Here is a 24897-nt window from a genome sequence, read left to right as displayed (position 1 = left end):
CCCCGACGTTACCGCAGGCGGGGCGGCGGCGCGCAGCCCGGTAAACTGTCGGGATGATTTCCTTCCGCAATTTCGCCCTGCGCCGCGGCGAGCGCCTCCTGCTGTCCGAAGTCGACCTGTCGCTGCACGCCGGCTGGCGGGTCGGCGTGGTCGGCCGCAATGGCACCGGCAAGTCCTCGCTGTTCGCCGCCGTGCGCGGCGAGGTCGAGCCCGACCGCGGCGACCTCGACCTTCCCTCGCGCCTGCGCATCGCCTCGATCGCGCAGGAGATGCCCTCGCTGCCCGATCCGGCCATCGACTTCGTGCTGGCCGGCGACACCGCCGTGCACGCGGCGCTGCAGGCCGAGGCCAACGCCTTCGCCGCCGAGGACTGGGAAGCGGTCGCGGAAGCGCACCAGAAGCTGGAGGAAGTCGGCGGCTATGACGGCGCGGCGCGCGCGGGCCGGCTGCTGCACGGCCTGGGCTTCCCGGGCGAGGCGCAGCAGCGCCCGGTGTCGAGCTTCTCCGGCGGCTGGCGCGTGCGTCTGAACCTGGCGCGCGCGCTGATGACCCCCTCCGACGTGCTGCTGCTCGACGAGCCCACCAACCACCTCGACCTCGACGCCGTGCTGTGGCTCGAGCAGTGGCTGATGAAGTACCAGGGCACCTTGCTGCTGATCTCGCACGACCGCGAGTTCCTGGACAACGTCAATACCCACACCCTGCACCTGCACGGCGGCAAGGCGAAGCTCTACATCGGCAACTACACCGCCTTCGAACGCCAGCGCGCCGAGCAGCTGCGCCAGCAGCAGATCACCCACGAAAAGGTGCAGGCCGAGCGCGCGCACCTGCAGAGCTTCATCGACCGCTTCAAGGCCAGCGCCGCCAAGGCCGCGCAGGCCCAGTCGCGGGTCAAGCGCCTGGCCAAGCTGGCCGACACCGAGGCGGTGCGCGCCGAACGCGAGGTGCGGATCGATTTCCCGGCGCCGGCCAGGCTGCCGCACGCCCTGCTGCGGCTGAACCACGCCGACTGCGGCTACCCCGCCCCGGCCTCGCCTACGGTCATCCTCCACGACGCCAACTTCGGCCTCGAGGCCGGCGACCGCATCGGCCTGCTCGGCCCCAACGGTGCCGGCAAGTCCACCCTGGTGAAGTCGCTGGTCGGCGACCTGCCGCTGCTCACCGGCGAGCGCTACGCGCATCCCGACCTGCGCATCGGCTACTTCGCCCAGCACACGGTCGAGGCCCTGGTCGCCGGCACTTCGCCGATCGACCACCTGCGCGAGATCTCGCCCAACGCCTCCACCCAGGACTTCCGCAATTTCCTCGGCAAGTGGAGCTTTCCCGGCGACCGCGCCTTCGAGTCCATCGACGGCTTCAGCGGCGGCGAGCGCGCGCGCCTGGCGCTGGCGCTGATCGCCTGGCGCCAGCCCAACGTGCTGCTGCTCGACGAGCCGACCAACCACCTCGACCTCGAGATGCGCGAGGCGCTGGCCGAGGCGCTGTCCGACTTCCCCGGCGCGATCGTGCTGGTCTCGCATGACCGCCATCTGATCGGCCTGGTCAGCGATACCTACTGGCGCGTGGCCGACGGCCGGGTGCAGCCCTTCGATGGCGACCTCGACGACTACGCCGCATGGCTGCGCTCGCGGCCACAGGACGCCAGGGCGGCCGAGGCGTCGGGCGGCGCCGCCGCGGCGAAGCCCGTGGAACCCGCGCTGCCGGCGCCACCGCCGGTCCCCGTGGCCAAGGTCCCCAAGGTCAACCCGCACCGCCTGTCCAAGGCCGAAGAGCGGGTTGCCCAGCTGGAAGGCGAGCTCGCCGCGCTCGAGGTCGCGCTTGCCGACCCCGCCGCCTATGCCGACGGCGGCACGCGCGGGCAGGAGCTCACGCGCCGGCAGCAGGCGGTGCGCAAGGAACTGCAGGACGCGGAAGAGGCGCTGCTCGACCTCTACGGATGAATGCGACGGCGCGCGCCCTCCGGCCTATAGTCGGGGCTCCAGCAGAGGAAGGGGCAGGGCATGGACCGATCCGCACCCTGGACCGTGGTGGCCGTCGCCGTGCTCCTGGCGATGCTCCCCACGGCCGCCACCCAGGCGGCACGCCTGCGCACCCCGCCAGCCGCGCCGGGAACGGTGCTGCTGGTGGGCGAGGTCGACGTCGGCGGCACGCATTCCGGAATGATCGAGCTGCTGCTCGATGGCGAGCTGCAGGCCCGGGTGCCGGCCGGGCAGGGCGCGTTCCAGATCGAACTGCCGGCGACGGGCGCGGCCGGCATGGTGAGCCTCGAATACCTTGCGCCGGGCGTGCGGCTCAGGTCGCTGCTGGGCGGACAGCAGCGCCTGGCCTGGCTGGCCGGCAGGGACGGCCGGCTGACCGCGCAGGACGCGGATGGGCTGCGCGTCACGCCGCTGGCGACCGCGGTCGCCGTGCTCGCAACGACCGTCGACGGCGTGCCGCCGGCCACCGACGCCGATCTCGCCGAGGCCATCCGCGCGGCCTGGGGCTCCGACCTCCAGGTCGTGGCGACCGCGCTGGAGCGCCTGACGGTCGATCCGGGCCGGCTACCGGCCGGCTTCCCCGACGGGCTGTCGCTGGTCGCCGACGTCGCCGCGTTCAACGCCGCGCTCCGTGCTGACCCGGGCCTCGCCGCATCCCCGCAACTGGTGTTCGACCCGATGCCGGTGAGCTCCGTCGGGCTCGCCGACACCCGGCCCGTGCTGGCACTGGCCGGACCGCATGGTGCTCCGGGTACGCCGCTGGAGAGCAACGGCGCACTGCTGATGGAGCCGCACGGGCAGGGCGACGTCCTGCTGCACGGCATGGACGATCGCCCGCAGCTCTACGCCCCCCGGCCCGAAATGTCCGGCACCATCCAGCTCCTGCCACTGCAGTCGGTGCCGACGTGGGTGGGCTATGCGCCCTGCCGGGGGGACGAAAAGGCCACGGGCATGCTGGTGGCGACCGTCCTCGGCCGCGACCTGCGCCGGCACTGGCGCGGACAGGGCGTGTCGCTGTGGCAGATCGGGACCGACGTCGTCTACGAGCAGCCCGACTGTCCGGACCCGCAGCCCTGGCAGGAGCGCCGGATCGAACTCTGGGCCGCGCCCGGCATCCCGCGCACGCGCTCCCATGATGCGCCGGCGATGCTGGTCGGCCGCCATGCGCTGCCCATGGTCTGCGGCGTGGACTATCCACACCACCTCGTGGTGGAAGCCTGCGGCCGCGCCGATCACGTGCTCGCGCGCGGCGGCAGCGGCACCGCCTACCCCGTCGGCGAGGCGCCGGTCGCGCTGACCTGGGGGCGGGACGCCAGCGGTGCGATCCGCTTCGCTTACGCGGACGGGCGCGTCTCCCGCCAGTGGCTGATCGATGCCGGGGACGGCGTTGTCCAGACCGTGGCCTGGGTTGCCGAGGCCGTCATCGACGGCTACACGGCGACCGGCAGCGGCCACGCCACGCGCATCCGCGGGGCCGGCATGAAGGCGGGCAGGCGCGCCGCGGCCCCGGTCCCCGCGGGCCCGCGCCATGGAGCCGGCGCGCCCTGACCTGGATCAATGTGCCCCGCGCGAAGCGGGTGCACGGTGTGCGGGAGCAGAGGAAGAATGACATGTACAGGCAGATCCTGATTCCCACCGACGGTTCCGAGCTGTCGCTGTCCGCCGTCGACCAGGGCGTCGCGTTCGCGAAGGCAACCGGAGCGGGCGTGCATTTCTTCACCGTGACCGCGCCGATCCGGGTCTACGGCGTGACCGGCGAACAGCTGGTCGGCGGCTATGACGACTACACCCGCGCGGCCCGCGAAGAGGGCGGACGCCGCCTGGCCGCGGCCGAGGCGCGCGCGACGGCGGCCGGCGTCCCCTGCAGCTCGAGCATGGTCGAGAGCGACCATGCCTGGGAGGCGATCATCAACGCCGCGGACGACGCCGGCTGCGACCTGATCGCGATGGCTTCGCACGGCCGCCGCGGCCTCAGCGGGCTGGTGCTGGGCAGCGAGACGCTCAAGGTGCTGACGCATTCGACCATTCCGGTGCTGGTGTACCGCGAGCCGAAGCCGCGCTGACAGCGGCCGCGCGTGCCGGGTTTGCCCGCCGCGCGCGCGGCGGTTAGGGTGGCCGGATGAATACGATCCGGATCTCCGTGCTTTCCGCCGCGCTGGTGGCCCTTGCCGCCTGTGCCCCTTCGACCGACCAGGCCGGCACCGCCGGCGCCGGGGCCGCGCCCGCCGAGGCCCTCGACGCCCCCGTGCCCGAAGCCGCTCCCGCGGACGCCTTCCTCGCCGCGCTGGCAAGCCACTGCGGCCAGGCGTTCGCCGGGCGCATCGTCGCCAACGAGCCGGCATCGCCCGAGCCCGACGCCTTCGAGGGCAAGGACCTGGTCATGCACGTGCGCGGCTGCGACGACCCGACCCGCGAACTGCGCGTGCCATTCCACGTCGGCGACGACCACTCGCGCACCTGGGTGCTCACCCGCACCGACGGCGGCCTGCGCCTGAAGCACGACCACCGCCACGAGGACGGCAGCCCGGACGAGCAGACCATGTACGGCGGCGAGTCCGCGACCGCCGGCACCGCGGTGCGCCAGGAGTTCCCGGTGGATGCGGAGTCGATCGAACTTTTCGGCCGCACCGGCGCCGATGTCTCGACCACCAACACCTGGGCGATGGAAATCGAGCCCGGCAGCCGCTTCCTGTACGAGCTGTCGCGTCCGGGCGGTCGCATGTTCCAGGTGGAGTTCGACCTGGCCACGCCGGTCGCGGCGCCGCCGGCGCCCTGGGGCGCGACCGACTGACCGGTCGCGGCACCCGCGCATGCGGGGCCGCGGTTGGTTTCCACCGACGCGGCCCCATCTTGCGGGGCTGTATCCCGCCCTGTCCGGTGTCTGTCCGCCATGCCGATCTACGCGTTCCGCTGCTCCGCCTGCAACCATGAGTTCGACCGCCTGCAGAAGCTGTCGGATCCCGACCCCGACACCTGCCCGGCGTGCGGCGCGGCCGGTGGCGTGGGTCGCAAGCTGACCGCCCCGTCGTTCCGTCTCGCCGGCAGCGGCTGGTACGAGACCGACTTCAAGAAGGACGGCGACAGGAAGCGCAATCTCGCCGAAGGCGGCGAAGGCGCCCGCAAGCCGGAGGGCGGCGCCGCGGCCGGCGATGCGCCGGCGAAGACGGACAGTCCCGCTGCGCCGGCGGCCCCGGCTGCCGGAAAGACCGAGGCCAAGCCGGCGGTGGCCAAGCCCGACGCCGGCTGATTCAGTGGGCCTCCTGGCCCTCCGGTTCCGCTATGTCCACCTCGGGCAGCAGCTCGATCGCGGTGGGCGTGGTGCGCAGCATCAGGTGGAAGACCGACGGCGTGTCGTTGTCGCGCGGCCGCAGCAGGCGCCGGCCACCAGCCACCAGGGCGGCGAGGAACAGCGTCGCGGCGAAGAAGGCCGGCAGCGCCTCGGGGCCGTAACGCGTCATCGCCACGCCGGCCAGCGCCGGGCCGAACGCCGAGCCGACGCCATTGAGCAGCAGCAGGCTGCTGCCCGCCGCCAGGGTCTTTTCCGGCGGCAGGTGGTCGAGCAGATGGGCCATGCAGATCGGATAGATGGCGAAGGCCAGGCCGCCGAAGCAGAACCACAGCGCATACAGCGGCAGGCCGGACTGGCCCGCGGGCAGCATCATCGCCAGGCCGATGGCCGCGGCGAGCACGCAGACCACCACCAGCGCCGTGCGGCGGTCGGTGCCGTCAGACAGGCGGCCGATGGGCCACTGCAGCGCCGCGCCACCGAGGATGGTCGCGCTGACCAGCAGCGCCACGCCGTCCACGCCCAGTCCGAGCCGGCTGGCGAACACGGCGCCCAGGCCCCAGAAGCTGCCCACCGCCATGCCCGCCAGCAGCGCCCCCAGCGCGGCGGCCGGGGCCGCGCGGAACAGCTGTTTCAGCTCCAGCCGCGGCATCGGCGGCAGTTCCGGCTGCACCATCCGGCTCGCGGTCACCGGCAGCGCCGCCAGGCAGACCAGGATGGCGACCAGGTTGAACAGGATGAAGCCGGCCGCCGGGGCCAGCCCGATCAGCCACTGGCCCGCGGCCAGGGCGAGCAGGCTCACCGCCATGTAGACCGCGAACACCTGGCTGCGCTGCTCCGGCGGCGCCTGCACGTTGAGCCAGCTCTCGATCACCGTGTACAGCCCGACCAGCGCGATGCCGGTCCCCAGCCGCAGCAGGGCCCAGGCCCAGGGCGAGACCAGCATCGGGTGCAGCAGCACGGTGGCCGCGCACAGGGCGGCGTAGAAGGCGAAGGCGCGGATGTGGCCGATCCGCTGGATCAGCCCCGGCGCGGCATAGGTGCCGAAGAAGAAACCGGCGAAATAGGCCGACATCACCAGGCCCAGGGTCTGGTCGTCGTAGCCCTCGATCCGCCCGCGCACCGCCAGCAGGGTCCCGAGCAGGCCGCTGCCCATCAGCAACAGCGCCACGCCAGCCAGCAGCGCGGCCAGCGGACGGACGGTGGCGATCATGCTGCGGGGGGGCGGGGAAGGGGGTGGGGCGTGCGGCGTATCGATGCCGTCATTCTAAACCCTGCGGCGGACCCGCTAAAATGCGCGATTTCCGCGCCCCTGCGCGGCCTCTTCCGGAGTTTGCATGCGCACCCACTTCTGCGGCCTGATCGACGAGTCCCTGCTCGGCCAGACCGTCACCCTCTGCGGCTGGGCCGACGTCGCCCGCGACCTCGGCGGCCTGTGCTTCATCGACCTGCGCGACCACCACGGCATCGTGCAGGTGGTGGCCGAGCCGTCGGACGCCGAGGGCAATGCCGGCGTGGTCGCCACGGCCGCGAAGGTGGGCTACGAGGACTGCCTGCGCGTGACCGGCACCGTGCGCCGCCGCGAATCGGTGAACGCGAAGATCGCGACCGGCCAGGTGGAAGTGGTCGCGACCGCGATCGAGGTGCTGAACAAGGCCGAGCCGCTGCCGTTCCACCACCACGAGAACCCGGGCGAGGACGTGCGGCTGAAGTACCGCTACCTCGACCTGCGCAGCCCGGAAATGCAGCGCCGCATGCGCACGCGCACGAAGCTGGTCGCGGCGCTGCGCCGCTGGCTGGACGCGCACGACTTCCAGGACATCGAAACCCCGATCCTGACCAAGGCCACGCCCGAGGGCGCGCGCGATTTCCTGGTGCCGGCGCGCATGCACGAGGGCGAGTTCTACGCCCTGCCGCAGAGCCCGCAGCTGTTCAAGCAGATCCTGATGATGGCCGGCTTCGACCGCTACTACCAGATCGCGCGCTGCTTCCGCGACGAAGCCCTGCGCGCCGACCGGCAGCTGGAGTTCACCCAGCTCGACATGGAGTTCGCGTGGGTGGACGAAGCGATCGTGCAGGACACGGTCGAGCAGATGGTGCAAGACGTGTTCCGCGAGGTGGTCGGCGCCGAGCTCGGTGCCTTCCCGCGCTTGACCTGGGCCGAGGCCATGCGCCGCTACGGCTCGGACAAGCCGGACCTGCGCATCGCGCTGGAGCTGGTGGACGTCGATGTGCAGGTTCGCGACTCGCAGTTCAAGGTGTTCACCGATGCCGCCGGCGTCGACGGCATGCGCGTGTGCGCGCTGCGCATTCCCGGCGGCGCGGCGCTGTCGCGCAAGCAGATCGACGAGTACGCGGCGCACGCCGGCAAGTACGGCGCCAAGGGCCTGGCCTACGCGAAGCTGGGCGAGGACGGCGCGGTGAACTCGCCGGTGGCGAAGTTCTTCGACGAAGCGGCGTTCGCCGCGCTGCTGGCGCACGTGGGCGCCGGCGAGGGCGACATCGTGTTCTTTGGCGCCGGCGCGTACAACACGGTCAGCGACTTCATGGGCGCGGTGCGCCTGAAGGCCGGCAGGGATTTCAACCTGGTCGAGGCCGGCTGGAAGCCGCTGTGGGTCACCGACTTCCCGATGTTCGAATGGGACGACGAGGCACAGCGCTACGTCGCCCTGCACCATCCCTTCACCGCGCCGGCGGTGGACGACATCGACGACCTGCGCGCCAACGCGCGCACGGCTACCAGCCGCGGCTACGACATGGTGCTCAACGGCAACGAGATCGGCGGCGGCTCGATCCGCATCCACCGGCCGGCGATGCAGGCGGCGGTGTTCGAGCTGCTGGGCATCGGTGCCGACGAGCAGCAGGCCAAGTTCGGCTTCCTGCTCGACGCGCTGAAGTACGGCGCCCCGCCGCACGGCGGCATCGCCTTCGGCATCGACCGCATCGCCGCGCTGATGGCGGGCACGGAGTCGATCCGCGACGTGATCGCGTTCCCGAAGACGACCACCGCCCAGTGCCTGATGACCGGCGCCCCGTCGCCCATCGAGGACGCGCAGCTGGCCGAAGTCCACGTCACTGTCCGCCCCAAGGGCCGCTGAGCGGCCTGCAGGAGCCGCTACAGCCGCGATCGCCGCCGCGGCGATGCCGCCACCACCCTGCAGGAGCGACTACAGCCGCGATCGCCCCCGCGGCGATGCCGCCACCACCCTGTAGGAGCGGCTACAGCCGCGATCGCACTTGCCGGTCGTTCCGCAATCGCGGCTGTAGCCGCTCCTACAGCCGCTCCTGCAGCCGGTCCTACAATGGCGGGCATGTCCGCGTCCTCACCGACCATCCGCCGTGCCACCGCCGACGATGCGGGGACGCTGTCGCGTCTCGCCGCGCGCACGTTCACCGAAACCTTCGGGCATCTGTATCCGCCCGACGACCTCGCCGACTTCATCGCCGAGGCCTACGCCGAGGAGCGGCAGCGGGTGATCCTGTCGCACCCGGACTACGCGATCTGGCTGCTGGAAGACGCGGGCGAAGCGGTCGGCCACGCCGCCGCCGGGCCCTGCGGCCTGCCGCATCCGGACGTGGCCTCCGGGGACGGGGAGCTCAAGCGCCTCTACCTGCTCGCCGCCTACCAGGGCGGTGGCTGGGGAGGCGCGCTGTTCGACACGGTCATGGCCTGGTTGCAGCGCAATGGTTCCTGCGGCCTCTGGATCGGCGTCTGGTCGGGCAACCATGGCGCCCAGCGCTTCTACGCACGCCGCGGCTTCGACCGGGTGGGTGAGTACCTGTTCCCCGTGGGCCGGACCCGCGACCTCGAATACATCCTGCGCCGCACCAGGCCGTACACCGCCGATGACGCCGACGCCACGCGGTCCTGAGTCCGCGGCCGATGCCGCCGGGGTGCAGGCGGTCCGCCGCGTGCTGCTGGTGCACGGTTTGTGGATGCCGCCGCTGGCGATGCGCACGCTCGCCGCGCGACTGCGCTCGGCCGGCTACGAACCCGCGATCTTCGGCTATCGCAGCATCGTCGGCAGCACCCGCGCCGCGGTCGACGCCGTGCGCGACCGGCTGCGCCACGGGCCGCCCACCCACGTCGTCGGCCACAGCCTCGGTGGCCTGATGGCGCTGGAGGCGCTCCGGGCCGAACCGACCCTGCCGGTGGTACGTGTCGCCTGCCTGGGCACGCCGCTGCGCGGCAGCGGGGTGGCGCAGGTGATGTCGCGGAACCCGCTCACCACGCTCTACCTCGGGCGCAGCGCGGCATTGCTCCGGTCGGGCTGTACGTGGCTGCCGCCCGGCGTCGAGATCGGCATGGTCGCGGGCAGCCGGCCGCGCGGACTGGGGGCACTGGTCGCGCGGTTCGATGGCGTGCACGACGGCACGGTGCAGCTCGACGAAACCCGCGTCCCGGGGCTGGCGGACCATGTGCTGATCGACGCCTCGCACAGCGGCCTGCTGGTTTCCCGCGAAGCGGTGCGGCAGGTGCTGGCGTTCCTCGAGTCTGGCGCCTTCCTGCGCTGAAGTCCCGGCCGATCCAATCGGGGTTCTGCCGGCAGGACAGGTAGAATCGACGGGTCGCAGCCGTACAGAGGATGGGTAGCACGCATGGGCAGGGGTCCCTCGATCGAGGCCCGCAAGGGCGCGGAAGACGCGCGCCGCGGGAAGATCTTCACCAAGCTGATCCGCGAGATCTCGGTCGCCGCGCGCGCCGGCGGTGGGGATCCCGGGGGCAACCCGCGCCTGCGCAGCGCCATCGACAAGGCCCTGTCGGCCAACATGACCAAGGACGTGATCGAGCGCGCGGTCAAGAAGGCCACCGGCGAGCTGGAAGGCGTGGACTACGAGGAGATCCGCTACGAGGGCTATGCCCCGGGCGGGGTCGCGGTGATCGTCGACTGCCTGACCGACAACAAGGTGCGCACCGTGGCCGACGTGCGCCATGCCTTCGGCAAGTTCGGCGGCAACCTGGGCACCGACGGCTCGGTCGCCTTCATGTTCCGCAAGCAGGGCATCCTGCGCTACGACGCCGGCGCCGACGAGGACGCGGTGACCAACGCCGCGATCGAGTCCGGTGCCGAGGACGTGGTGGTCTATCCCGAGGACGGCGCCATCGACGTGCTGACCTCGCCCGACGACTTCGCCGCGGTGCGCGACGCCATGGCCGCCGCCGGCCTGCCCGCGGCGCACGCCGAGGTCACCCTGCGCGCCGACAACGACATCGCCGTCGAAGGCGAGACCGCCCAGCAGGTGGTGAAGCTGCTGCGCTGGCTGGAAGACATCGACGACGTGCAGGCGGTCTATTCCAACGCCGGGCTCGGCGACGACGCATACGCGTAAGCTGGACAGGTGACCAGGATCCTCGGCATCGACCCCGGCTCGCAGCGCACCGGCGTCGGCATCATCGACGTCGACGCCGCGGGGCGCACCACCCACGTCTACCACGCACCGCTCGACCTGCTGGCGGGCGCCGCGGCCGTGCCCGGCGACCTTCCGCAGCGCCTGCGCCGGCTGCTCGATGGCCTGCGCGCCGTGGTCGAGGCGCATCGGCCCGACGAGGTCGCGATCGAACAGGTGTTCGTGTCGAAGAACGCCGACTCCGCGCTCAAGCTCGGCCAGGCCCGAGGCGCCGCGATCTGCGCCGTGGTCATGCACGGCCTGCCCGTGAGCGAGTACGGCGCGCGCCAGGTGAAGCTGGCCCTGGTCGGCAAGGGCGCCGCTGACAAGGCCCAGGTGCAGCACATGGTCGGGGCGATCCTTGGCCTCAAGGGCCGCCTGCAGGCCGACGCCGCCGACGCCCTGGCCATTGCCATCACCCACGCCCATACCCGCGCCAGCGCGCAGCGCATGGGCATCGACACGCGCCTGGCCTGGAGCCGCCGATGATCGGCCGCCTGAGGGGCCTGCTGGCGCACAAGTCGCCGCCGTGGCTGGTGCTGGACGTCAACGGCGTCGGCTATGAACTCGAAGCGCCGATGAGCACCTTCTACGAGCTGCCGGTGCTCGGGAAGGAGATCACCCTCTTCACGCACTACGCGCAGAAGGAGGATTCGGTCTCCCTCTACGGGTTTGCGACCGAGGCCGAGCGCCGCCTGTTCCGCGACGTCCAGCGGGTCACCGGCATCGGCGCGAAGATCGCGCTGGCGATCCTGTCGGGTGCCAGCGTCGAGGAGTTCGCGCGCCTCGTGCAGGCCGGCGACGTCACCGCGCTGACCCGCATTCCCGGCATCGGCAAGAAGACCGCCGAACGCATCGTGGTCGAACTGCGCGACCGGGCCGAGGCGATCATGGGCGGGGCCCTGGCGACGCCACTGGCCGGCGTGCCCGCCGACCCGCTGTCCGAGGCCACCGTCGCGCTGCAGCAGCTGGGCTACAAGCCGGCCGAAGCGCAGCGGATGGCACGCCAGGCGCACGTCGACGGCGACCCTGCGGAATCCATCATCCGGAAGGCGCTACAGTCCGCGCTTCGCTGAGCCGGCCTCGATCGGGAACCCCATGTCCGCAGCTGCATCCAAGCCCCACGCGGGGCCGCAGTCCGTGCCCGGCAGCGACCACGGCCAGGGCCATGCCCGTGGCCATGGCCGGATCGGGCTGTTCGGGCTGGTGGTCGGCGCCATCGGCGTGGTCTTCGGTGACATCGGAACCAGCCCGCTGTACACCCTGCGCGAGGCCTTCAACCCGCACTACGGCCTGACCGCCAACCACGACACCGTGCTGGGCATCCTGTCGCTGATCTTCTGGGCGCTGACCGTGGTGGTGACCTTCAAGTACGTGACCATCATCATGCGCGCCGACAACGAGGGCGAGGGCGGGATCATGGCGCTGATGGCGCTGGCCCAGCGCAGCCTCAAGCCGGGGTCGAAGTCCGGCTACCTGGTCGGCATCCTCGGCGTCTTCGGCGCCTCGCTGTTCTTCGGCGACGGCGTGATCACCCCGGCGATCTCGGTGCTGTCGGCGGTGGAGGGCCTGGAAGTGGTCGCGCCGCAGCTGCATGACTGGATCGTGCCGATCACGGTGGCGGTGCTGGCGGCGCTGTTCGCGACCCAGCGCTATGGCACCGAGAAGGTGGGCCGCGTCTTCGGCCCCATCACCATCCTCTGGTTCCTGTCGCTGGCGGCGCTGGGCGTGCTCAACATCGTCCACGAGCCGGAAGTGCTCAAGGCGATCAATCCGCTGTGGGCGGCACGGTTCTTCATCGAGCACAGCTGGGGCGGCGTCTTCATCCTCGGCGCGGTGGTGCTGGCGGTCACCGGCGGCGAGGCGATCTACACCGACATGGGCCATTTCGGCGCGCGGCCGATCCGCCTCGGCTGGTACTGGTTCGTGCTGCCCTCGCTGATGCTGAACTACCTGGGGCAGGGCGCGCTCGTGCTCGAGGACCCGGCGGCGATCCGCAACCCCTTCTTCATCGGCGTGCCCGAATGGGGGCGCTGGCCGATGATCGTGCTTGCGACCATGGCCACGGTGATCGCCTCGCAGGCGGTGATCACCGGCGGTTTCTCGGTGGCGCGCCAGGCGATGCAGCTGGGTTACATCCCGCGCATGCGCGTGAAGCACACCTCCAGCGAAACCATCGGCCAGATCTACATCCCGGCGATCAACTGGTCGATGGCGGTGATCGTGATCCTGCTGGTGCTGAGCTTCGGCTCTTCCTCGTCGCTGGCGGCCGCCTACGGCATCTCGGTCTCGATGACGATGCTGATCGACACGCTGCTGCTGGCGATCGTCGCGCGCGCCCTGTGGCCCAGGGCGCGGCGCTGGGTGCTGCCCTGCTGCCTGGTCTTCCTGGTGATCGACGTCGCCTTCGTGGTCGCCAACGGCGCCAAGGTGCTGCAGGGCGCGTGGTTCCCGCTGGTGCTGGGCATCGTGCTGTTCACCATGCTGCGCACCTGGCGGCGCGGGAAGCAGCTGCTGCGCGAGGGCGTCCAGGCCGGAGGCCTGCGCCTGGATACCTTCATTTCCGGGCTGATGCTGGCGCCGCCGGTGCGCGTGCCGGGCACGGCGATCTTCATGACCAGCGACCCGGGCGTGGTGCCGCACGCCTTCATGCACAACCTCAAGCACAACAAGGTGCTGCACGAGCGCAACCTGTTCCTGACCGCCGAGACGCTCGCCGTGCCCTACGCCCCGCGCGAGCGCCGGCTGGAGCTGCGCGGCATCGGCGAGGATTTCTACCGGGTGACGGTGCGCTTCGGCTTCATGGACACGCCCGACATCCCGCTGGCGCTGATGCGTGCCTGCGACATCGAGGGCCTGGACCTCGACCCCATGGACACGACCTATTTCGTCGGCCGCGAGACGGTGGTGGCGAGCCGGCGCGTCGGCATGCCGGTCTGGCGCGACAAGCTGTTCGCGCTCATGCACCGCAACGCCGCGCCCGCGAACGCCTACTTCCGCATCCCCGGCAACCGGCTGGTGGAGCTGGGCGCCCAGGTCGAGATCTGAGCCGGGCTGGCATCCGGTGCCCGGCGGCCCCATGTCGTGGGGAACCCCCGCTGCGAGCCCCGCCATGATCCCGTACTCCCTGCTCGACCTGGCCCCGGTCTTCGAAGGCGACACGCCGGCGCAGGCGTTTGCCAAGAGCCTCGACCTGGCGCGCCACGCCGAGCGCCTGGGCTACCGCCGCTTCTGGCTGGCCGAGCACCACAACATGCCGGGCATTGCCAGCGCGGCGACCGCGGTGCTGATCGGGCACATCGCCGGCGGCACCTCGACGATCCGGGTGGGCGCGGGCGGCGTGATGCTGCCCAACCACGCACCGCTGCAGGTGGCCGAACAATTCGGCACTCTGGCCTCGCTGTACCCCGATCGCATCGACCTCGGCCTGGGCCGCGCCCCGGGCACCGACCAGGCGACGGTGCGCGCCCTGCGGCGCTACTACGACGGTGCCGACGCCTTCCCGTACGACGTCGGCGAGCTGCTCGCGTATTTCGGGCCGGTGCGACCGGGCCAGAAGGTCCAGGCGGTGCCCGGCGCCGGCCTCGAGGTGCCGGTGTGGCTGCTCGGCTCCAGCCTCTTCAGTGCTCGCCTGGCCGCGGCGATGGGCCTGCCGTTCGCGTTCGCTTCGCACTTCGCGCCGGCGATGATGGAGCAGGCCGTGGCCCTCTACCGCCACGAATTCCGGCCGTCCGAACGCCTGGCGGCACCGTACGCGATGCTCGCGCTCAACGTGGTCGGCGCGGGGACGGATGCCGAAGCCCGCCGGCTGTTCACCACCATGCAGCAGACCTTCGTGCGCCTGCGCCGGGGCGAGATCGGCCTGGTGCCGCCGCCGGTGGACGACATCGACGGCTGGTGTGCGCCGGTCGAGCGCGCGACCGCCGATGCGGCCCTGGCCTGCTCGGTCGTGGGCGACGAGGCAGCGGTACGTGCGGGCATCGCGGACTTCGTCGCGCGCCATCGACCCGACGAGCTGATCCTGACCGCCAACATCTTCGACCACGACGCGCGCCTGGCCTCGTTCGCGATGGCCGCGCGTGCCTGCGCCGCACCGATGTAGACGCCTGCATCCCTGCACCCGCGACTGGCGGGGAGACGGCCGCGTGCGTGGCTGCGTGCGCAACTTGGGACTTCGCATCTGGCCTCGCCGGGTGAATGTGGCTAATCTTTCCGCATGCAGCCGCAGCGGGAGGAGCGCGATTTGGAGGCGAACACCGGCCAGTCAGGCAAGCGCAGGGAGCTGATCCTCTTCCTCTTCATCACCGTGGTGCTGTTTCCGATCCTCTCGGTGATGATCGTGGGCGGATACGGGTTCGCGGTCTGGATCTTCCAGATGTTCACCGGCCCTCCGGTGGCCTGAGGCCGTGGGCGAGGTCGCGACCGCTGCTGCCGTTCCTCCACCGGACCGCTCGCGCAGGGCGCTGCTGCGCGGTGGCCTGCACGCGGCGCCCCTGCTGCGCCCGCCGTGGGCGCTGGACGAGGGCCGCTTCGCGTCCGCCTGCACCGGCTGCGATGCCTGCATCCAGGCCTGCCCGCCGCGCGTGCTCGCGAGAGGCGAGGGCGGGCTGCCCGAATTCGATCCGGCGCGCGGCGAATGCACCTTCTGCGGCGATTGCGCCGCCGCCTGCGGCGAGCGCGCCTTTGGCCCGGTCACCGCCAGGCCCTGGGGGCTGCAGGCCCAGGTCGGCGAGGCCTGCCTGGCCGCGCGCGGCATCGTCTGCTGGAGCTGCCGCGACGCCTGTGGCGCATCCGCGATCCGCTTCGCGCCCACGCGCGCGGTGCCGCTGCCGCGGATCGAAACCGATCTGTGCACCGGCTGCGGCGCCTGCGTGGGCGCCTGCCCGACGTCGGCCATCGCGCTGGCCGCGTTCCCGTTGGAGTCCCCCGTTGAAGCCTGAAGCATCGCCCGAGTGGCACGTCGCCAGCCTGGTCGTCCGCCACCATGCGGATGCACTGCCCGCGCTGGTCGAGGCCGTCGCCGGCGCGCCCGGCCTGGACCTGGCCCTGCAGGACGGCAGCTGCAGCGTGCTGGTGCAGGAGTGCGACGGCACCCGCAGCCTGATGGCCAGCATCGACCTGCTGCAGGCGGTGCCGGGCGTGATCACCGTCAACCTTGTCTATCACCACGTCGAGCGGCAGGAGCCGCGCGGCGATGTCCCCGCATCCGATCCACAGGAGTCCCACGGATGAGCACCAGCCGCCGCGAATTCATCCGCAACAGCGCCATCGCCAGCGCCGCCGTCGCCGCCGGCATCCCGGTCCCGGGCCATGTCCAGGAGGCCGTGGTCGAGGGCGACAAGGGCCTGAAGTGGAGCAAGGCGCCGTGCCGCTATTGCGGCACCGGCTGCGGCATCAACGTCGCGGTGCGCGACGGCCGCGTGGTCGCCACGCATGGCGACGTCAAGGCCGAGGTCAACCGCGGACTCAACTGCGTCAAGGGCTACTTCCTGTCCAAGGTGATGTACGGCAGCGACCGCCTCACCACGCCGCTGCTGCGCAAGACCAACGGCGTCTACGACAAGGAGGGCGACTTCACCCCGGTGACCTGGGACGAGGCCTTCGATGTCATGGAGGAGAAGTTCCGCGCGACGCTCAAGGCCAAGGGCGGCGACGGCATCGGCATGTTCGGCTCCGGACAGTGGACGGTCTGGGAGGGCTACGCCGCCAACAAGCTGATGAAGGCCGGCTTCCGCAGCAACCACATCGATCCCAATGCGCGCCACTGCATGGCGTCGGCGGTGACCGGGTTCATGCGCACCTTCGGCATGGACGAGCCGATGGGCTGCTATGACGACATCGAGGCGGCCGATGCCTTCGTGCTCTGGGGCTCGAACATGGCCGAGATGCACCCGATCCTGTGGACCCGGGTGACCGACCGCCGGCTGTCGAACCCGCACGTCAAGGTCGCGGTGCTGTCGACCTACGAGCACCGCAGCTTCGACCTCGCGGACATCCCGATGGTGTTCACGCCGCAGACCGATCTGGTGATCCTGAACTACATCGCCAACCACATCATCCAGTCCGGCAAGGTCAACAGGGACTTCGTCGACAGACACACCACCTTCAAGCGCGGCAACGACGACATCGGCTACGGCCTGCGTCCCGAGCATCCGCTGCAGGTGGCGGCGAAGAACGCCGACGACGCCAATGGCGGCACGCCCATCGACTTCGACGAGTTCGCGCGCTTCGTCGCGCCGTACACGCTGGACAAAGCCGTGGAGATGAGCGGCGTCGAGCGCGGCTGGCTGCAGCAGCTGGCCGAGCTGTACGCCGACCCGAAGGTCAAGGTCATGTCGTTCTGGACCATGGGCTTCAACCAGCACACGCGCGGCACGTGGGCCAACAACATGGTCTACAACATCCACCTGCTGACCGGGAAGATCGCGACGCCCGGCAACAGCCCGTTCTCGCTCACCGGCCAGCCGTCCGCCTGCGGCACCGCGCGCGAGGTCGGCACCTTCAGCCACCGCCTGCCGGCGGACATGGTGGTCACCAACCCCGAGCACCGCGCGATGGCCGAGGACATCTGGAAGATCCCGCGCGGGATCATCAAGGACAAGATCGGCTACCACGCGGTCGAGCAGAACCGGGCGCTCAAGGACGGCAAGCTCAACGCCTACTGGGTGCAGGTCAACAACAACATGCAGGCCGGCGCGAACATTCTTGAAGAGGGCTATCCGGGCTATCGCAATCCGGACAACTTCATCGTGGTGTCGGACGCCTATCCCACGGTGACCTGCCAGGCGGCCGACCTGATCCTGCCCACGGCGATGTGGGTGGAGAAGGAGGGCGCCTACGGCAACGCCGAGCGCCGCACCCACTTCTGGCACCAGCTGGTGGATGCGCCGGGAGAAGCGAAGTCCGACCTCTGGCAGCTGATGGAGTTCTCCAAGCGCTTCACCACCGACGAGTGCTGGCCGGAGGAGATCCTGGCGGCCAACCCGCAGTTCCGCGGCAAGACGCTGTTCGACGTGCTCTACCGCAACGGCAAGGTCGACGCCTTTGGCGTGGACGAGATCGAGGCCGGCTATGCCAACCACGAGTCCGCGGACTTCGGCTTCTACGTGCAGAAGGGCCTGTTCGAGGAATACGCCGAGTTCGGCCGCGGCCACGCCCACGACCTCGCGCCCTTCGACACCTACCACCAGGTGCGCGGGCTGCGCTGGCCGGTGGTCGACGGCAAGGAGACGCGCTGGCGCTACCGGGAAGGAGCGGATCCCTACGTGAAGCCGGGCACCGGCTTCGAGTTCTACGGCAACCCCGACGGCCGCGCGGTGATCTGGGCGCTGCCCTACGAGCCGCCGGCCGAGTCGCCGAACGGCGAATACGACCTATGGCTGGTGACCGGGCGCGTGCTCGAGCACTGGCATTCGGGCTCGATGACCATGCGCATCCCCGAGCTGTACAAGGCGGTCCCGTCGGCGGTGGTGTACATGCACCCCGACGACGCGCGCGAGCGCGGCCTCAAGCGCGGCGACGAGGTCGAAGTCGCCTCGATCCGCGGCGCGATGCGCACCCGGGTGGAAACCCGCGGCCGCAACCGGATGCCGCGCGGCGTGGTCTTCGTGCCCTGGTTCGACGCGGCGCAGCTGATCAACAAGGTCACGCTGGACGCGACCGACCCGATCTCCAAACAGACCGACTTCAAGAAATGCGCGGCCAAGGTCGTCGCGGTGGGAGCCTGAGATGCGCCACATGCTGAAACCTTTCGCCCTGCTGCTGGCAGCCCTGGTCCTGGCGCAGCTCCTTGCCGCCTGCGGTGACCGCGAGCCGAAGCAGTACGCGGCCGCACCGGCGCCGCCGGTCAGCGCGCGCGGCAATCCCGCGCAGGACATCGACGCGCTGCGCCGCAATGTGCCGATCACCAGCGAGATCACGCCGCTGCCGATGGCCACGGTCGAGAACTTCGACATGACCCGCGCTCGTGCCTACCCGATGCAGCCGCCGACCATCCCGCACAGCATCGACGGCTACCAGGTCGACCTGAACTCGAACCGCTGCATGCTCTGCCACGCGCGCAGCACCGCGGCGCAGTTCCAGGCGCCGCCGGTGAGCGTGACCCACTACATGGATCGTGACGACCAGTTCCTGGCCGAGGTCTCGCCGCGGCGCTACTTCTGCGTGCAGTGCCACGTGACCCAGACCAATGCCAGGCCGCTGGTGGCCAACGGATTCCGCGACATCGACGAGGTGCTGCGCTCGGAGCGCGTGCAATGAGGCTGGTGCAACGCGCGCGCGACACGGTCGTCGGCTTCTGGAAGCAGTTCAGCCGCCCGGCGCGGCACCTCAGCCTGGGCTTCCTGACGCTTGGCGGCTTCATGGCCGGCGTGTTCTTCTGGGGCGGCTTCAACACCGCGCTCGAAGCCACCAACACCGAGGCCTTCTGCACCAGCTGCCACGAGATGGACGCCAACGTCTTCGAGGAGCTGAAGAGCACGATCCATTACACCAACCGCTCGGGCGTGCGCGCGACCTGTCCCGACTGCCACGTCCCGCACGACTGGACCGACAAGATGGCGCGCAAGATGCAGGCCTCGAAGGAGGTCTGGGGCAAGATCTTCGGCACCATCAACACCCGCGAGAAGTTCCTCGACAACCGGCTCAAGCTGGCCCAGCACGAATGGGACCGGCTGAAGGCGAACGATTCGCTGGAATGCCGCAACTGCCACGACTACGACTCGATGGACCTGACCCGCCAGGCCAGCCGCGCCGCCTTCATCCACCGCAGCTACCTTGCCACGGGCGAGGCGACCTGCATCGACTGCCACAAGGGCATCGCCCACAGGCTGCCCGACATGACCGGTGTCCCCCAGGGCGTCCAGGCCGCCCAGTCCCTGCCATCCCCCCACTGACCCCAAGTCCTGCAGGAGCGGCTACAGCCGCTGCTGTAGGAGCGGCTACAGCCGCGATAGGGCCCGCGGTGCAGGCGATCGCGGCGATAGCCGCTCCCGCGGGTTGTCGTGATCGCGGCTATAGCCGCTCCTACAGGGGGTGGCATGCGAACATGGGCACATGACTGAAGACCGCATCATTGGCCCCGGCGCCACGCGCGAGGACGCCGCCATCGAGGCCTCGATCCGGCCCCAGCGGCTGGCGGACTACCTGGGCCAGCAGCCGGTGCGCGAGCAGCTCGGGATCTACATCGAGGCCGCGAAACAGCGCGGCGAGGCCCTGGACCACGTGCTGATCTTCGGGCCGCCGGGCCTGGGGAAGACCACGCTCAGCCACGTCATCGCCAACGAGCTCGGCGTGAGCCTGCGCGTGACCTCCGGCCCGGTGATCGAGAAGGCGGGTGACCTGGCGGCGCTCCTGACCAACCTGCAGCCGCACGACGTGCTGTTCATCGACGAGATCCACCGTCTCTCGCCGGTGGTCGAGGAAGTGCTGTACCCGGCGATGGAGGACTTCCAGCTCGACATCATGATCGGCGAGGGCCCGGCCGCGCGTTCGATCAAGCTCGACCTGCCGCCCTTCACCCTGGTGGGCGCCACGACCCGCGCGGGCCTCCTGACCGCGCCGCTGCGCGACCGCTTCGGCATCGTGCAGCGGCTCGAGTTCTACAGCGCGGCCGAGCTGACCCGCATCGTGCGCCGCTCGGCGCAGATCCTCGGGATCGACTGCGCGCCCGAGGGCGCCGATGAGATCGCGCGCCGCTCGCGCGGGACCCCGCGCATCGCCAACCGCCTGCTGCGGCGGGTGCGCGACTTCGCCCAGGTGCGCGCCGCGGGTCGCATCGACCAGGAGGTCGCCGACGCCGCCATGAAGATGCTGCAGGTCGACCCCGAGGGCTTCGACGACCTCGACCGGCGCCTGCTCAACCTGATCATCGGGAACTTCGATGGCGGGCCGGTGGGCGTGGAGTCGCTGGCCGCCGCGCTGAGCGAGGAGCGCGGCACGCTGGAGGACGTCATCGAACCCTACCTGATCCAGCAGGGCTATCTCGTGCGCACCGCGCGCGGGCGGATGGCCACGCTCAAGGCCTGGCGCCACCTGGGCCTGCAGCCACGCGGACCGGCCACGGAGACGCTGTTTTGAACGACCTTGTACGGCCTCTGTTCAGCCTCCCGACAAGGGTCTACTGGGAAGATACCGACGCGGGTGGCGTGGTCTACCACGCGCGCTACGTCGCCTATCTGGAACGTGCCCGCAGCGAATGGATGCGCACGCTCGGGCATGGACAGCAGTCGCTGATCGACGGGCTCGACCTGGTGTTCGCCGTGCGCGACATGCAGCTCGACTTCCGTCGGCCTGCACGCCTGGACGACGCGCTGGACGTCACCGTGGCGCTCGCGCGGGTGCGCCGTGCCAGCGCCGAGTTCGCGCAGGAGGTGCGGCGCGGCGACGAGCTGCTGGTGGCGGCGCGGGTGCGGGTCGCGGCGCTGGACGCCGGCGGCTTCCGGCCCCGGGCCATCCCCGACGAGATGTACGGACTGTTCAAATCCCTGGAATCGAACGCGGAGCAACATCGATGAGTGCAACGGCCATCCTGATGCAGGTGAGCAACGTGGAACCCCTGCCCGAGGAGGCGCCGGCGGATACCGTCGCGCTGGCGGCCGACGCGGCGGGCCAGGCCGCAAGCGCGCCGGTGACCGGCGGCGAGCTCGACTTCGTCCAGCTGATCCTGCACGCCTCCCTTCCGGTGCAGCTGGTCATGCTGCTCCTGCTGTTGGCCTCGATCGCCTCGTGGGTGATCATCTTCCGCAAGAAGCGCATGCTCGACCGCGCCGAGAAGGAGGCCGACCGCTTCGAGGAGCGCTTCTGGTCCGGCGCCGACCTCGGCAAGCTGTACGCCGCGGCCAGCGAGCGCAACCGCGAGGTCGAGGGCCTGGAGTCGATCTTCGAGGCCGGCTTCCGCGAATACACCCGCAGCGGCCAGCGCCGCGGCGCCGACAGCCGGGCCAAGCTCGAAGGCGCGCAGCGCGGCATGCGCGTGGCCAGCTCGCGCGAGCTCGACGGCCTCGAGCACAACCTCGAATTCCTCGCCAACGTCGGCTCGATCGCGCCCTACGTCGGCCTGCTGGGCACGGTGTGGGGGATCATGATCGCCTTCCACAGCCTGGCCAACGTCAAGGAAGCCACCATCGCCAGCGTCGCGCCGGGCATCTCCGAGGCGCTGATCGCGACCGCCATGGGCCTGTTCGCGGCGATCCCGGCGGTCTGGGCCTACAACCGCTTTGCCACCAAGGTCGAGCGCGTGGCCGGCCGCTACGACGCCTTCTCCGAGGAGTTCTCGTCGATCCTGGAGCGCCAGTCCTCGGCCGGCGAGGCCTGATCCATGAGCGTCCGTGCCCGTCGCGGCAAGCGCCGCAAGCTCAAGAACGAGATCAACGTCGTTCCCTACATCGACGTGATGCTGGTGCTGCTGATCATCTTCATGGTGACCGCGCCGCTGATGAACCTCGGCGTGGACGTGCAGCTGCCCGAGTCCAACGCCAAGTCCATCACCGAGCAGAAGGACCCGGTGGTGGTCAGCGTCGACCGTGACGGCAACTTCTTCCTCGCCATCGAGGCCGGCAGCAACGAGGCGGTCGACAAGGAGTCGCTGCAGGCCCGGGTGCGTGCGCTGGCCGCCAACAATCCCGACCTCGCGGTCTATGTCGCCGCCGACGGTGCCGGCAGCTACCAGAACGTCATGGACGCGATGGCGCTGCTGCAGAACGCCGGCGTCGAGCGCGTCGGCCTGATGAGCCAGCCCAGGCAGGACGGCACGCCCTGATGCGAGAGCAACGCGCCGATACCACGCGCGCGGTGGTGCTGGCCCTGCTGCTGCACGTGGCGCTGTTCGCACTCATGTTCGCCGGACTGTGGTGGACGCGCACCGCCGCGCCGCCGTCGGCCGCTGGTTCGCCGGTCAGCGCCGAACTGATCGATGCCAGCGACCTGTCGCCGGCGATGCAGCGCACGCTGCAGAGGCGGCCCGAACCCGTGCCGCCGGACCCCGAGCCCGAACCGGAGCCCGAGCCCGTGGTCGAGGACGCGGCCCCCGAGCCGCAGCCGATCCCGGTGCCGCTGCCCGAGGACGCGCCGGTGGCGCCGCAGCCCACGCCCCAGGTCCAGGTGCCCGAACCGTCGCCCGTCGACCAGGAGGAGGTGCGTCGCGACGCCATCTCCCGCGAGCGGGCGGAGCGCGAGCAGGAAGAGAAGCGCCGGCAGGAGCAGATCGACCTCACCGAGCGCCAGCGCCAGGAAGAAGCCGAGCAGAAGCGCCGACTGGCCCAGCAGAAGCTGGCCGAGATCCGCCGCCAGCAGGAGCAGGTCCAGCGCGAGCAGCGCGAAGCCGAGCGGCGACTGGAGCGGATCGCCCAGAGCCGGGCTGAACAGGCTTCCGAACAGGCGCCCGCCGCAGGCACCCCGCCGCCGGGCAACGAAGGCGTGGATCCGGGCCTGTCGGCGCGCTACGCGGCGGCGATCCAGGAGGCGATCCTGCAGAACTGGACCCGCCCGGAGAACGTGCCGCTCGGCCAGCGCTGCCGGATCATCATCACCCAGGTGCGCGGCGGCACCGTGGTCCGCGCCGAGGTCGCACCCTCGTGTCCCTTCGACGAACTGGGCCGGCGCTCGGTGGAGGCCGCCGTGCTGAAGGCGCAGCCGCTGCCCTACAACGGCTTCGAAAGCGTCTTCAACCGCACCCTCAACCTCAATTTCGAGGCCCAGGATCGGTAAGCCACTTTTCGCCGCGGATCCCGCGGCCACCGCCCCGCATGGTCCGATTGTCCGGACAGGTGCGATCGCGGCTGTAGCCGCTCCTACAGGGGGCACCGTTCATCCTTGTGAGCGCCTTCACGGCCATCCTGTCAGCCTTTCGCACGTTCACCCCCCGGAGCCCGGTATGACCCGAATCCAACGCCGGCTGGCCACCACGCGCGCGTGGCTGATCGCCTGCCTTGCACTCCTCCTGCCGTTCGCCGCCAGCGCGCAGCAGGGCGGCCTCGAGATCGACATCGTCGGCGGCAACGCCCAGGCGCTGCCGATCGCGGTGGTGCCCATGCCCTACCAGGGCAGTGGCGCCGCACCCGACACCGACGTCGCGCGCGTGGTGCGCGAGGACCTGTCGCGCTCCGGCCAGTTCCGCGGCCTGCCCGAGCAGGACATGATCGAGCGGCCGACCCGCGGCGGCGAGGTCAACTACGCCACCTGGCGCACGCTGAGGCAGGACTTCCTGGTCGTGGGCCGCGTGGTCGACGCCGGCGGCGGCGCCTACCGCGTCGAGTACGAGCTGTTCGACGTGGCCAAGCAGGAGCGCCTGATCGGCATCGCCATGACCGGCCGCGCCAATGCCATGCGCGACGTCGGCCACCAGATCGCCGACGCCATCTACGAGAAGATCCTCGGCGTGCGCGGCGCGTTCTGGACCCGCATCGCCTACGTGACCTCGACCGGCACCGGGGATGCCACGCGCTACGCGCTGATGGTCGCCGACGCCGACGGGCACAACCCGCAGGTGGTGGTGCGCTCGTCCGAACCGCTGATGTCGCCCAGCTGGAGCCCCGACGGCCGCCGCCTGGCCTATGTCTCCTTCGAGCACAACAACAATTCGGCCATCTATATCCAGAACCTCGGCACCGGCGCGCGCGAGCGCGTGGCCAGCTTCCGCGGGATCAACAGCTCGCCGGCCTTCTCGCCGGACGGCAACCGGCTGGCGCTCACCCTGTCGCGCAGCGGCAATCCCGAGATCTACGTGATGGATCTCGGCAGCAAGGCGCTGACCCAGCTGACCAACCAGATCGGCATCGACACCGAACCGGTGTGGAGCGCCGATGGCCGCAGCGTGTACTTCACCTCCGACCGCGGCGGCCGGCCCCAGGTCTACCAGGTTCCGGCGGGCGGCGGCAGCGCCACGCGGGTGACGTTCCAGGGCAACTACAACGCCAGCCCCACGGTGTCCTTCGACGACAAGAAGATCGCCGTGGCGCAGGGTTCAGGAAACGTATACCGTATCGCACTGCTGGACCGCAGCCTCGGGACGCCCCGCTGGTCCACGCTGTCGCCCGGGTCGCTCGACGAATCGCCGAGCTTCGCCCCGAACGGCAGCATGGTGCTGTATGCGGGGCGGGAAGGCAGCAGGGGAGTCCTGTATGCCGTATCCGCCGATGGACGCGTGCGCCAGCGGCTGGTGCTTGCCGACGGTAACGTCCGCGAGCCGGCGTGGGGACCGTACCGCGTGCGGTGACGCCGCGTACACGGCCGATACAGCAATGTGAA

General features: G+C 70.7%; 26 protein-coding genes. 25 read left to right on the top strand and 1 reads right to left on the bottom strand.

Features of this window, described 5'->3' with window-relative positions; genetic code table 11:
- The first annotated feature begins 53 nt into the window (after positions 1 to 53).
- The 5 genes from JG616_RS12815 to JG616_RS12795 all read left to right on the top strand — a co-directional run bounded on the left by JG616_RS12815 (position 54) and on the right by JG616_RS12795 (position 5226).
- Entirely contained in the window at positions 54 to 1940 is a 1887-nt protein-coding gene (locus tag JG616_RS12815) for an ABC-F family ATP-binding cassette domain-containing protein (RefSeq protein ID WP_199392821.1), read from the top strand.
- Between the two features lie 60 nt (positions 1941 to 2000).
- Positions 2001 to 3527 (top strand): hypothetical protein, encoded by a 1527-nt coding sequence (locus tag JG616_RS12810; RefSeq protein WP_199392820.1) that lies wholly within the window; start codon positions 2001 to 2003, stop codon positions 3525 to 3527.
- Positions 3528 to 3589: 62 nt separating this feature from the next.
- On the top strand, positions 3590 to 4042 hold the full coding sequence (locus tag JG616_RS12805; RefSeq protein ID WP_199362741.1) for a universal stress protein: 453 nt from the start codon (positions 3590 to 3592) through the stop codon (positions 4040 to 4042).
- 56 nt (positions 4043 to 4098) lie between these two features.
- Positions 4099 to 4770: a hypothetical protein gene (locus JG616_RS12800; RefSeq protein WP_199362742.1), complete on the top strand. Its 672-nt coding sequence runs from the start codon at positions 4099 to 4101 to the stop codon at positions 4768 to 4770.
- 99 nt (positions 4771 to 4869) lie between these two features.
- Positions 4870 to 5226 carry a zinc ribbon domain-containing protein gene (locus JG616_RS12795; protein WP_199362743.1) on the top strand — a complete coding sequence of 119 codons (357 nt, stop codon included), beginning with the start codon at positions 4870 to 4872 and terminating at the stop codon, positions 5224 to 5226.
- A 1-nt stretch (position 5227) separates the two neighbouring features.
- Here the strand turns inward: JG616_RS12795 and JG616_RS12790 are convergent, their stop codons facing one another.
- Positions 5228 to 6478, bottom strand: coding sequence for an MFS transporter (locus JG616_RS12790; protein ID WP_199392819.1), 1251 nt, complete (start codon positions 6476 to 6478; stop codon positions 5228 to 5230).
- Between the two features lie 124 nt (positions 6479 to 6602).
- Here JG616_RS12790 and aspS point away from each other — a divergent pair, with 124 nt between their 5' ends.
- The 20 genes from aspS to tolB all read left to right on the top strand — a co-directional run bounded on the left by aspS (position 6603) and on the right by tolB (position 24865).
- On the top strand, positions 6603 to 8363 hold the full coding sequence (gene aspS, locus JG616_RS12785; RefSeq protein WP_199392818.1) for an aspartate--tRNA ligase: 1761 nt from the start codon (positions 6603 to 6605) through the stop codon (positions 8361 to 8363).
- 213 nt (positions 8364 to 8576) lie between these two features.
- Entirely contained in the window at positions 8577 to 9137 is a 561-nt protein-coding gene (locus JG616_RS12780; RefSeq protein WP_199392817.1) for a GNAT family N-acetyltransferase, read from the top strand.
- Positions 9138 to 9180: 43 nt separating this feature from the next.
- Entirely contained in the window at positions 9181 to 9780 is a 600-nt protein-coding gene (locus tag JG616_RS12775; protein WP_255529248.1) for an alpha/beta fold hydrolase, read from the top strand.
- Between the two features lie 84 nt (positions 9781 to 9864).
- Positions 9865 to 10596 (top strand): YebC/PmpR family DNA-binding transcriptional regulator, encoded by a 732-nt coding sequence (locus JG616_RS12770; RefSeq protein WP_199362748.1) that lies wholly within the window; start codon positions 9865 to 9867, stop codon positions 10594 to 10596.
- Positions 10597 to 10605: 9 nt separating this feature from the next.
- Entirely contained in the window at positions 10606 to 11142 is a 537-nt protein-coding gene (gene ruvC, locus JG616_RS12765; protein ID WP_199362749.1) for a crossover junction endodeoxyribonuclease RuvC, read from the top strand.
- Positions 11139 to 11729, top strand: coding sequence for a Holliday junction branch migration protein RuvA (gene ruvA, locus JG616_RS12760; protein WP_199362750.1), 591 nt, complete (start codon positions 11139 to 11141; stop codon positions 11727 to 11729). The genes ruvC and ruvA overlap by 4 nt, the downstream gene beginning before the upstream one ends.
- Before the next feature lie 22 nt (positions 11730 to 11751).
- Positions 11752 to 13701 (top strand): potassium transporter Kup, encoded by a 1950-nt coding sequence (locus tag JG616_RS12755; protein WP_199362751.1) that lies wholly within the window; start codon positions 11752 to 11754, stop codon positions 13699 to 13701.
- 64 nt (positions 13702 to 13765) lie between these two features.
- A complete protein-coding gene (locus tag JG616_RS12750) occupies positions 13766 to 14755 on the top strand; it encodes an LLM class flavin-dependent oxidoreductase (protein WP_199362752.1) in 990 nt (329 codons plus the stop codon).
- 141 nt (positions 14756 to 14896) lie between these two features.
- Positions 14897 to 15055: a periplasmic nitrate reductase, NapE protein gene (gene napE, locus JG616_RS12745; RefSeq protein ID WP_235973136.1), complete on the top strand. Its 159-nt coding sequence runs from the start codon at positions 14897 to 14899 to the stop codon at positions 15053 to 15055.
- Positions 15056 to 15059: 4 nt separating this feature from the next.
- Positions 15060 to 15593 carry a ferredoxin-type protein NapF gene (gene napF / locus JG616_RS12740; RefSeq protein WP_199362754.1) on the top strand — a complete coding sequence of 178 codons (534 nt, stop codon included), beginning with the start codon at positions 15060 to 15062 and terminating at the stop codon, positions 15591 to 15593.
- Complete coding sequence (locus JG616_RS12735) at positions 15583 to 15885, top strand: chaperone NapD (protein ID WP_199362755.1); 303 nt, start codon at positions 15583 to 15585, stop codon at positions 15883 to 15885. Before napF ends, JG616_RS12735 begins: the two co-directional genes overlap by 11 nt.
- Entirely contained in the window at positions 15882 to 18380 is a 2499-nt protein-coding gene (gene napA / locus JG616_RS12730) for a periplasmic nitrate reductase subunit alpha (RefSeq protein ID WP_199392815.1), read from the top strand. Before JG616_RS12735 ends, napA begins: the two co-directional genes overlap by 4 nt.
- 1 nt (position 18381) lies before the next feature.
- On the top strand, positions 18382 to 18912 hold the full coding sequence (locus JG616_RS12725) for a nitrate reductase cytochrome c-type subunit (RefSeq protein ID WP_199392814.1): 531 nt from the start codon (positions 18382 to 18384) through the stop codon (positions 18910 to 18912).
- On the top strand, positions 18909 to 19547 hold the full coding sequence (locus tag JG616_RS12720) for a cytochrome c3 family protein (RefSeq protein ID WP_199362758.1): 639 nt from the start codon (positions 18909 to 18911) through the stop codon (positions 19545 to 19547). Before JG616_RS12725 ends, JG616_RS12720 begins: the two co-directional genes overlap by 4 nt.
- 160 nt (positions 19548 to 19707) lie before the next feature.
- Positions 19708 to 20730 carry a Holliday junction branch migration DNA helicase RuvB gene (gene ruvB / locus JG616_RS12715; protein WP_199362759.1) on the top strand — a complete coding sequence of 341 codons (1023 nt, stop codon included), beginning with the start codon at positions 19708 to 19710 and terminating at the stop codon, positions 20728 to 20730.
- Complete coding sequence (gene ybgC, locus JG616_RS12710) at positions 20727 to 21167, top strand: tol-pal system-associated acyl-CoA thioesterase (protein WP_234446505.1); 441 nt, start codon at positions 20727 to 20729, stop codon at positions 21165 to 21167. Before ruvB ends, ybgC begins: the two co-directional genes overlap by 4 nt.
- A complete protein-coding gene (tolQ, locus tag JG616_RS12705; RefSeq protein ID WP_199362760.1) occupies positions 21164 to 21967 on the top strand; it encodes a protein TolQ in 804 nt (267 codons plus the stop codon). The genes ybgC and tolQ overlap by 4 nt, the downstream gene beginning before the upstream one ends.
- Before the next feature lie 3 nt (positions 21968 to 21970).
- Positions 21971 to 22411, top strand: a complete 441-nt coding sequence (gene tolR / locus JG616_RS12700; protein ID WP_199362761.1) for a protein TolR — start codon at positions 21971 to 21973, stop codon at positions 22409 to 22411.
- Positions 22411 to 23358: a TonB C-terminal domain-containing protein gene (locus tag JG616_RS12695; protein ID WP_199362762.1), complete on the top strand. Its 948-nt coding sequence runs from the start codon at positions 22411 to 22413 to the stop codon at positions 23356 to 23358. The genes tolR and JG616_RS12695 overlap by 1 nt, the downstream gene beginning before the upstream one ends.
- 166 nt (positions 23359 to 23524) lie before the next feature.
- Positions 23525 to 24865, top strand: a complete 1341-nt coding sequence (gene tolB / locus JG616_RS12690) for a Tol-Pal system beta propeller repeat protein TolB (RefSeq protein WP_199392813.1) — start codon at positions 23525 to 23527, stop codon at positions 24863 to 24865.
- Positions 24866 to 24897 lie beyond the last annotated feature (32 nt).

It is taken from the genome of Luteimonas sp. MC1895, assembly GCF_016457215.1.
Classification (GTDB): Bacteria; Pseudomonadota; Gammaproteobacteria; order Xanthomonadales; family Xanthomonadaceae; genus Luteimonas.
This window is presented reverse-complemented; position numbering and strand designations above follow the sequence as displayed.

What these genes read in the sequence shown, in the direction of transcription:
- JG616_RS12815 (WP_199392821.1), top strand. Translation starts at nt 54, where the DNA reads ATGATTTCCTTCCGCAATTTCGCCCTGCGCCGCGGCGAGCGCCTCCTG.
- JG616_RS12810 (WP_199392820.1), top strand. Translation starts at nt 2,001, where the DNA reads ATGGACCGATCCGCACCCTGGACCGTGGTGGCCGTCGCCGTGCTCCTG.
- JG616_RS12805 (WP_199362741.1), top strand. Translation starts at nt 3,590, where the DNA reads ATGTACAGGCAGATCCTGATTCCCACCGACGGTTCCGAGCTGTCGCTG.
- JG616_RS12800 (WP_199362742.1), top strand. Translation starts at nt 4,099, where the DNA reads ATGAATACGATCCGGATCTCCGTGCTTTCCGCCGCGCTGGTGGCCCTT.
- JG616_RS12795 (WP_199362743.1), top strand. Translation starts at nt 4,870, where the DNA reads ATGCCGATCTACGCGTTCCGCTGCTCCGCCTGCAACCATGAGTTCGAC.
- JG616_RS12790 (WP_199392819.1), bottom strand. Translation starts at nt 6,478, where the DNA reads ATGATCGCCACCGTCCGTCCGCTGGCCGCGCTGCTGGCTGGCGTGGCG.
- aspS (WP_199392818.1), top strand. Translation starts at nt 6,603, where the DNA reads ATGCGCACCCACTTCTGCGGCCTGATCGACGAGTCCCTGCTCGGCCAG.
- JG616_RS12780 (WP_199392817.1), top strand. Translation starts at nt 8,577, where the DNA reads ATGTCCGCGTCCTCACCGACCATCCGCCGTGCCACCGCCGACGATGCG.
- JG616_RS12770 (WP_199362748.1), top strand. Translation starts at nt 9,865, where the DNA reads ATGGGCAGGGGTCCCTCGATCGAGGCCCGCAAGGGCGCGGAAGACGCG.
- ruvA (WP_199362750.1), top strand. Translation starts at nt 11,139, where the DNA reads ATGATCGGCCGCCTGAGGGGCCTGCTGGCGCACAAGTCGCCGCCGTGG.
- JG616_RS12755 (WP_199362751.1), top strand. Translation starts at nt 11,752, where the DNA reads ATGTCCGCAGCTGCATCCAAGCCCCACGCGGGGCCGCAGTCCGTGCCC.
- JG616_RS12750 (WP_199362752.1), top strand. Translation starts at nt 13,766, where the DNA reads ATGATCCCGTACTCCCTGCTCGACCTGGCCCCGGTCTTCGAAGGCGAC.
- napA (WP_199392815.1), top strand. Translation starts at nt 15,882, where the DNA reads ATGAGCACCAGCCGCCGCGAATTCATCCGCAACAGCGCCATCGCCAGC.
- JG616_RS12725 (WP_199392814.1), top strand. Translation starts at nt 18,382, where the DNA reads ATGCGCCACATGCTGAAACCTTTCGCCCTGCTGCTGGCAGCCCTGGTC.
- JG616_RS12720 (WP_199362758.1), top strand. Translation starts at nt 18,909, where the DNA reads ATGAGGCTGGTGCAACGCGCGCGCGACACGGTCGTCGGCTTCTGGAAG.
- ruvB (WP_199362759.1), top strand. Translation starts at nt 19,708, where the DNA reads ATGACTGAAGACCGCATCATTGGCCCCGGCGCCACGCGCGAGGACGCC.
- tolQ (WP_199362760.1), top strand. Translation starts at nt 21,164, where the DNA reads ATGAGTGCAACGGCCATCCTGATGCAGGTGAGCAACGTGGAACCCCTG.
- tolR (WP_199362761.1), top strand. Translation starts at nt 21,971, where the DNA reads ATGAGCGTCCGTGCCCGTCGCGGCAAGCGCCGCAAGCTCAAGAACGAG.
- JG616_RS12695 (WP_199362762.1), top strand. Translation starts at nt 22,411, where the DNA reads ATGCGAGAGCAACGCGCCGATACCACGCGCGCGGTGGTGCTGGCCCTG.
- tolB (WP_199392813.1), top strand. Translation starts at nt 23,525, where the DNA reads ATGACCCGAATCCAACGCCGGCTGGCCACCACGCGCGCGTGGCTGATC.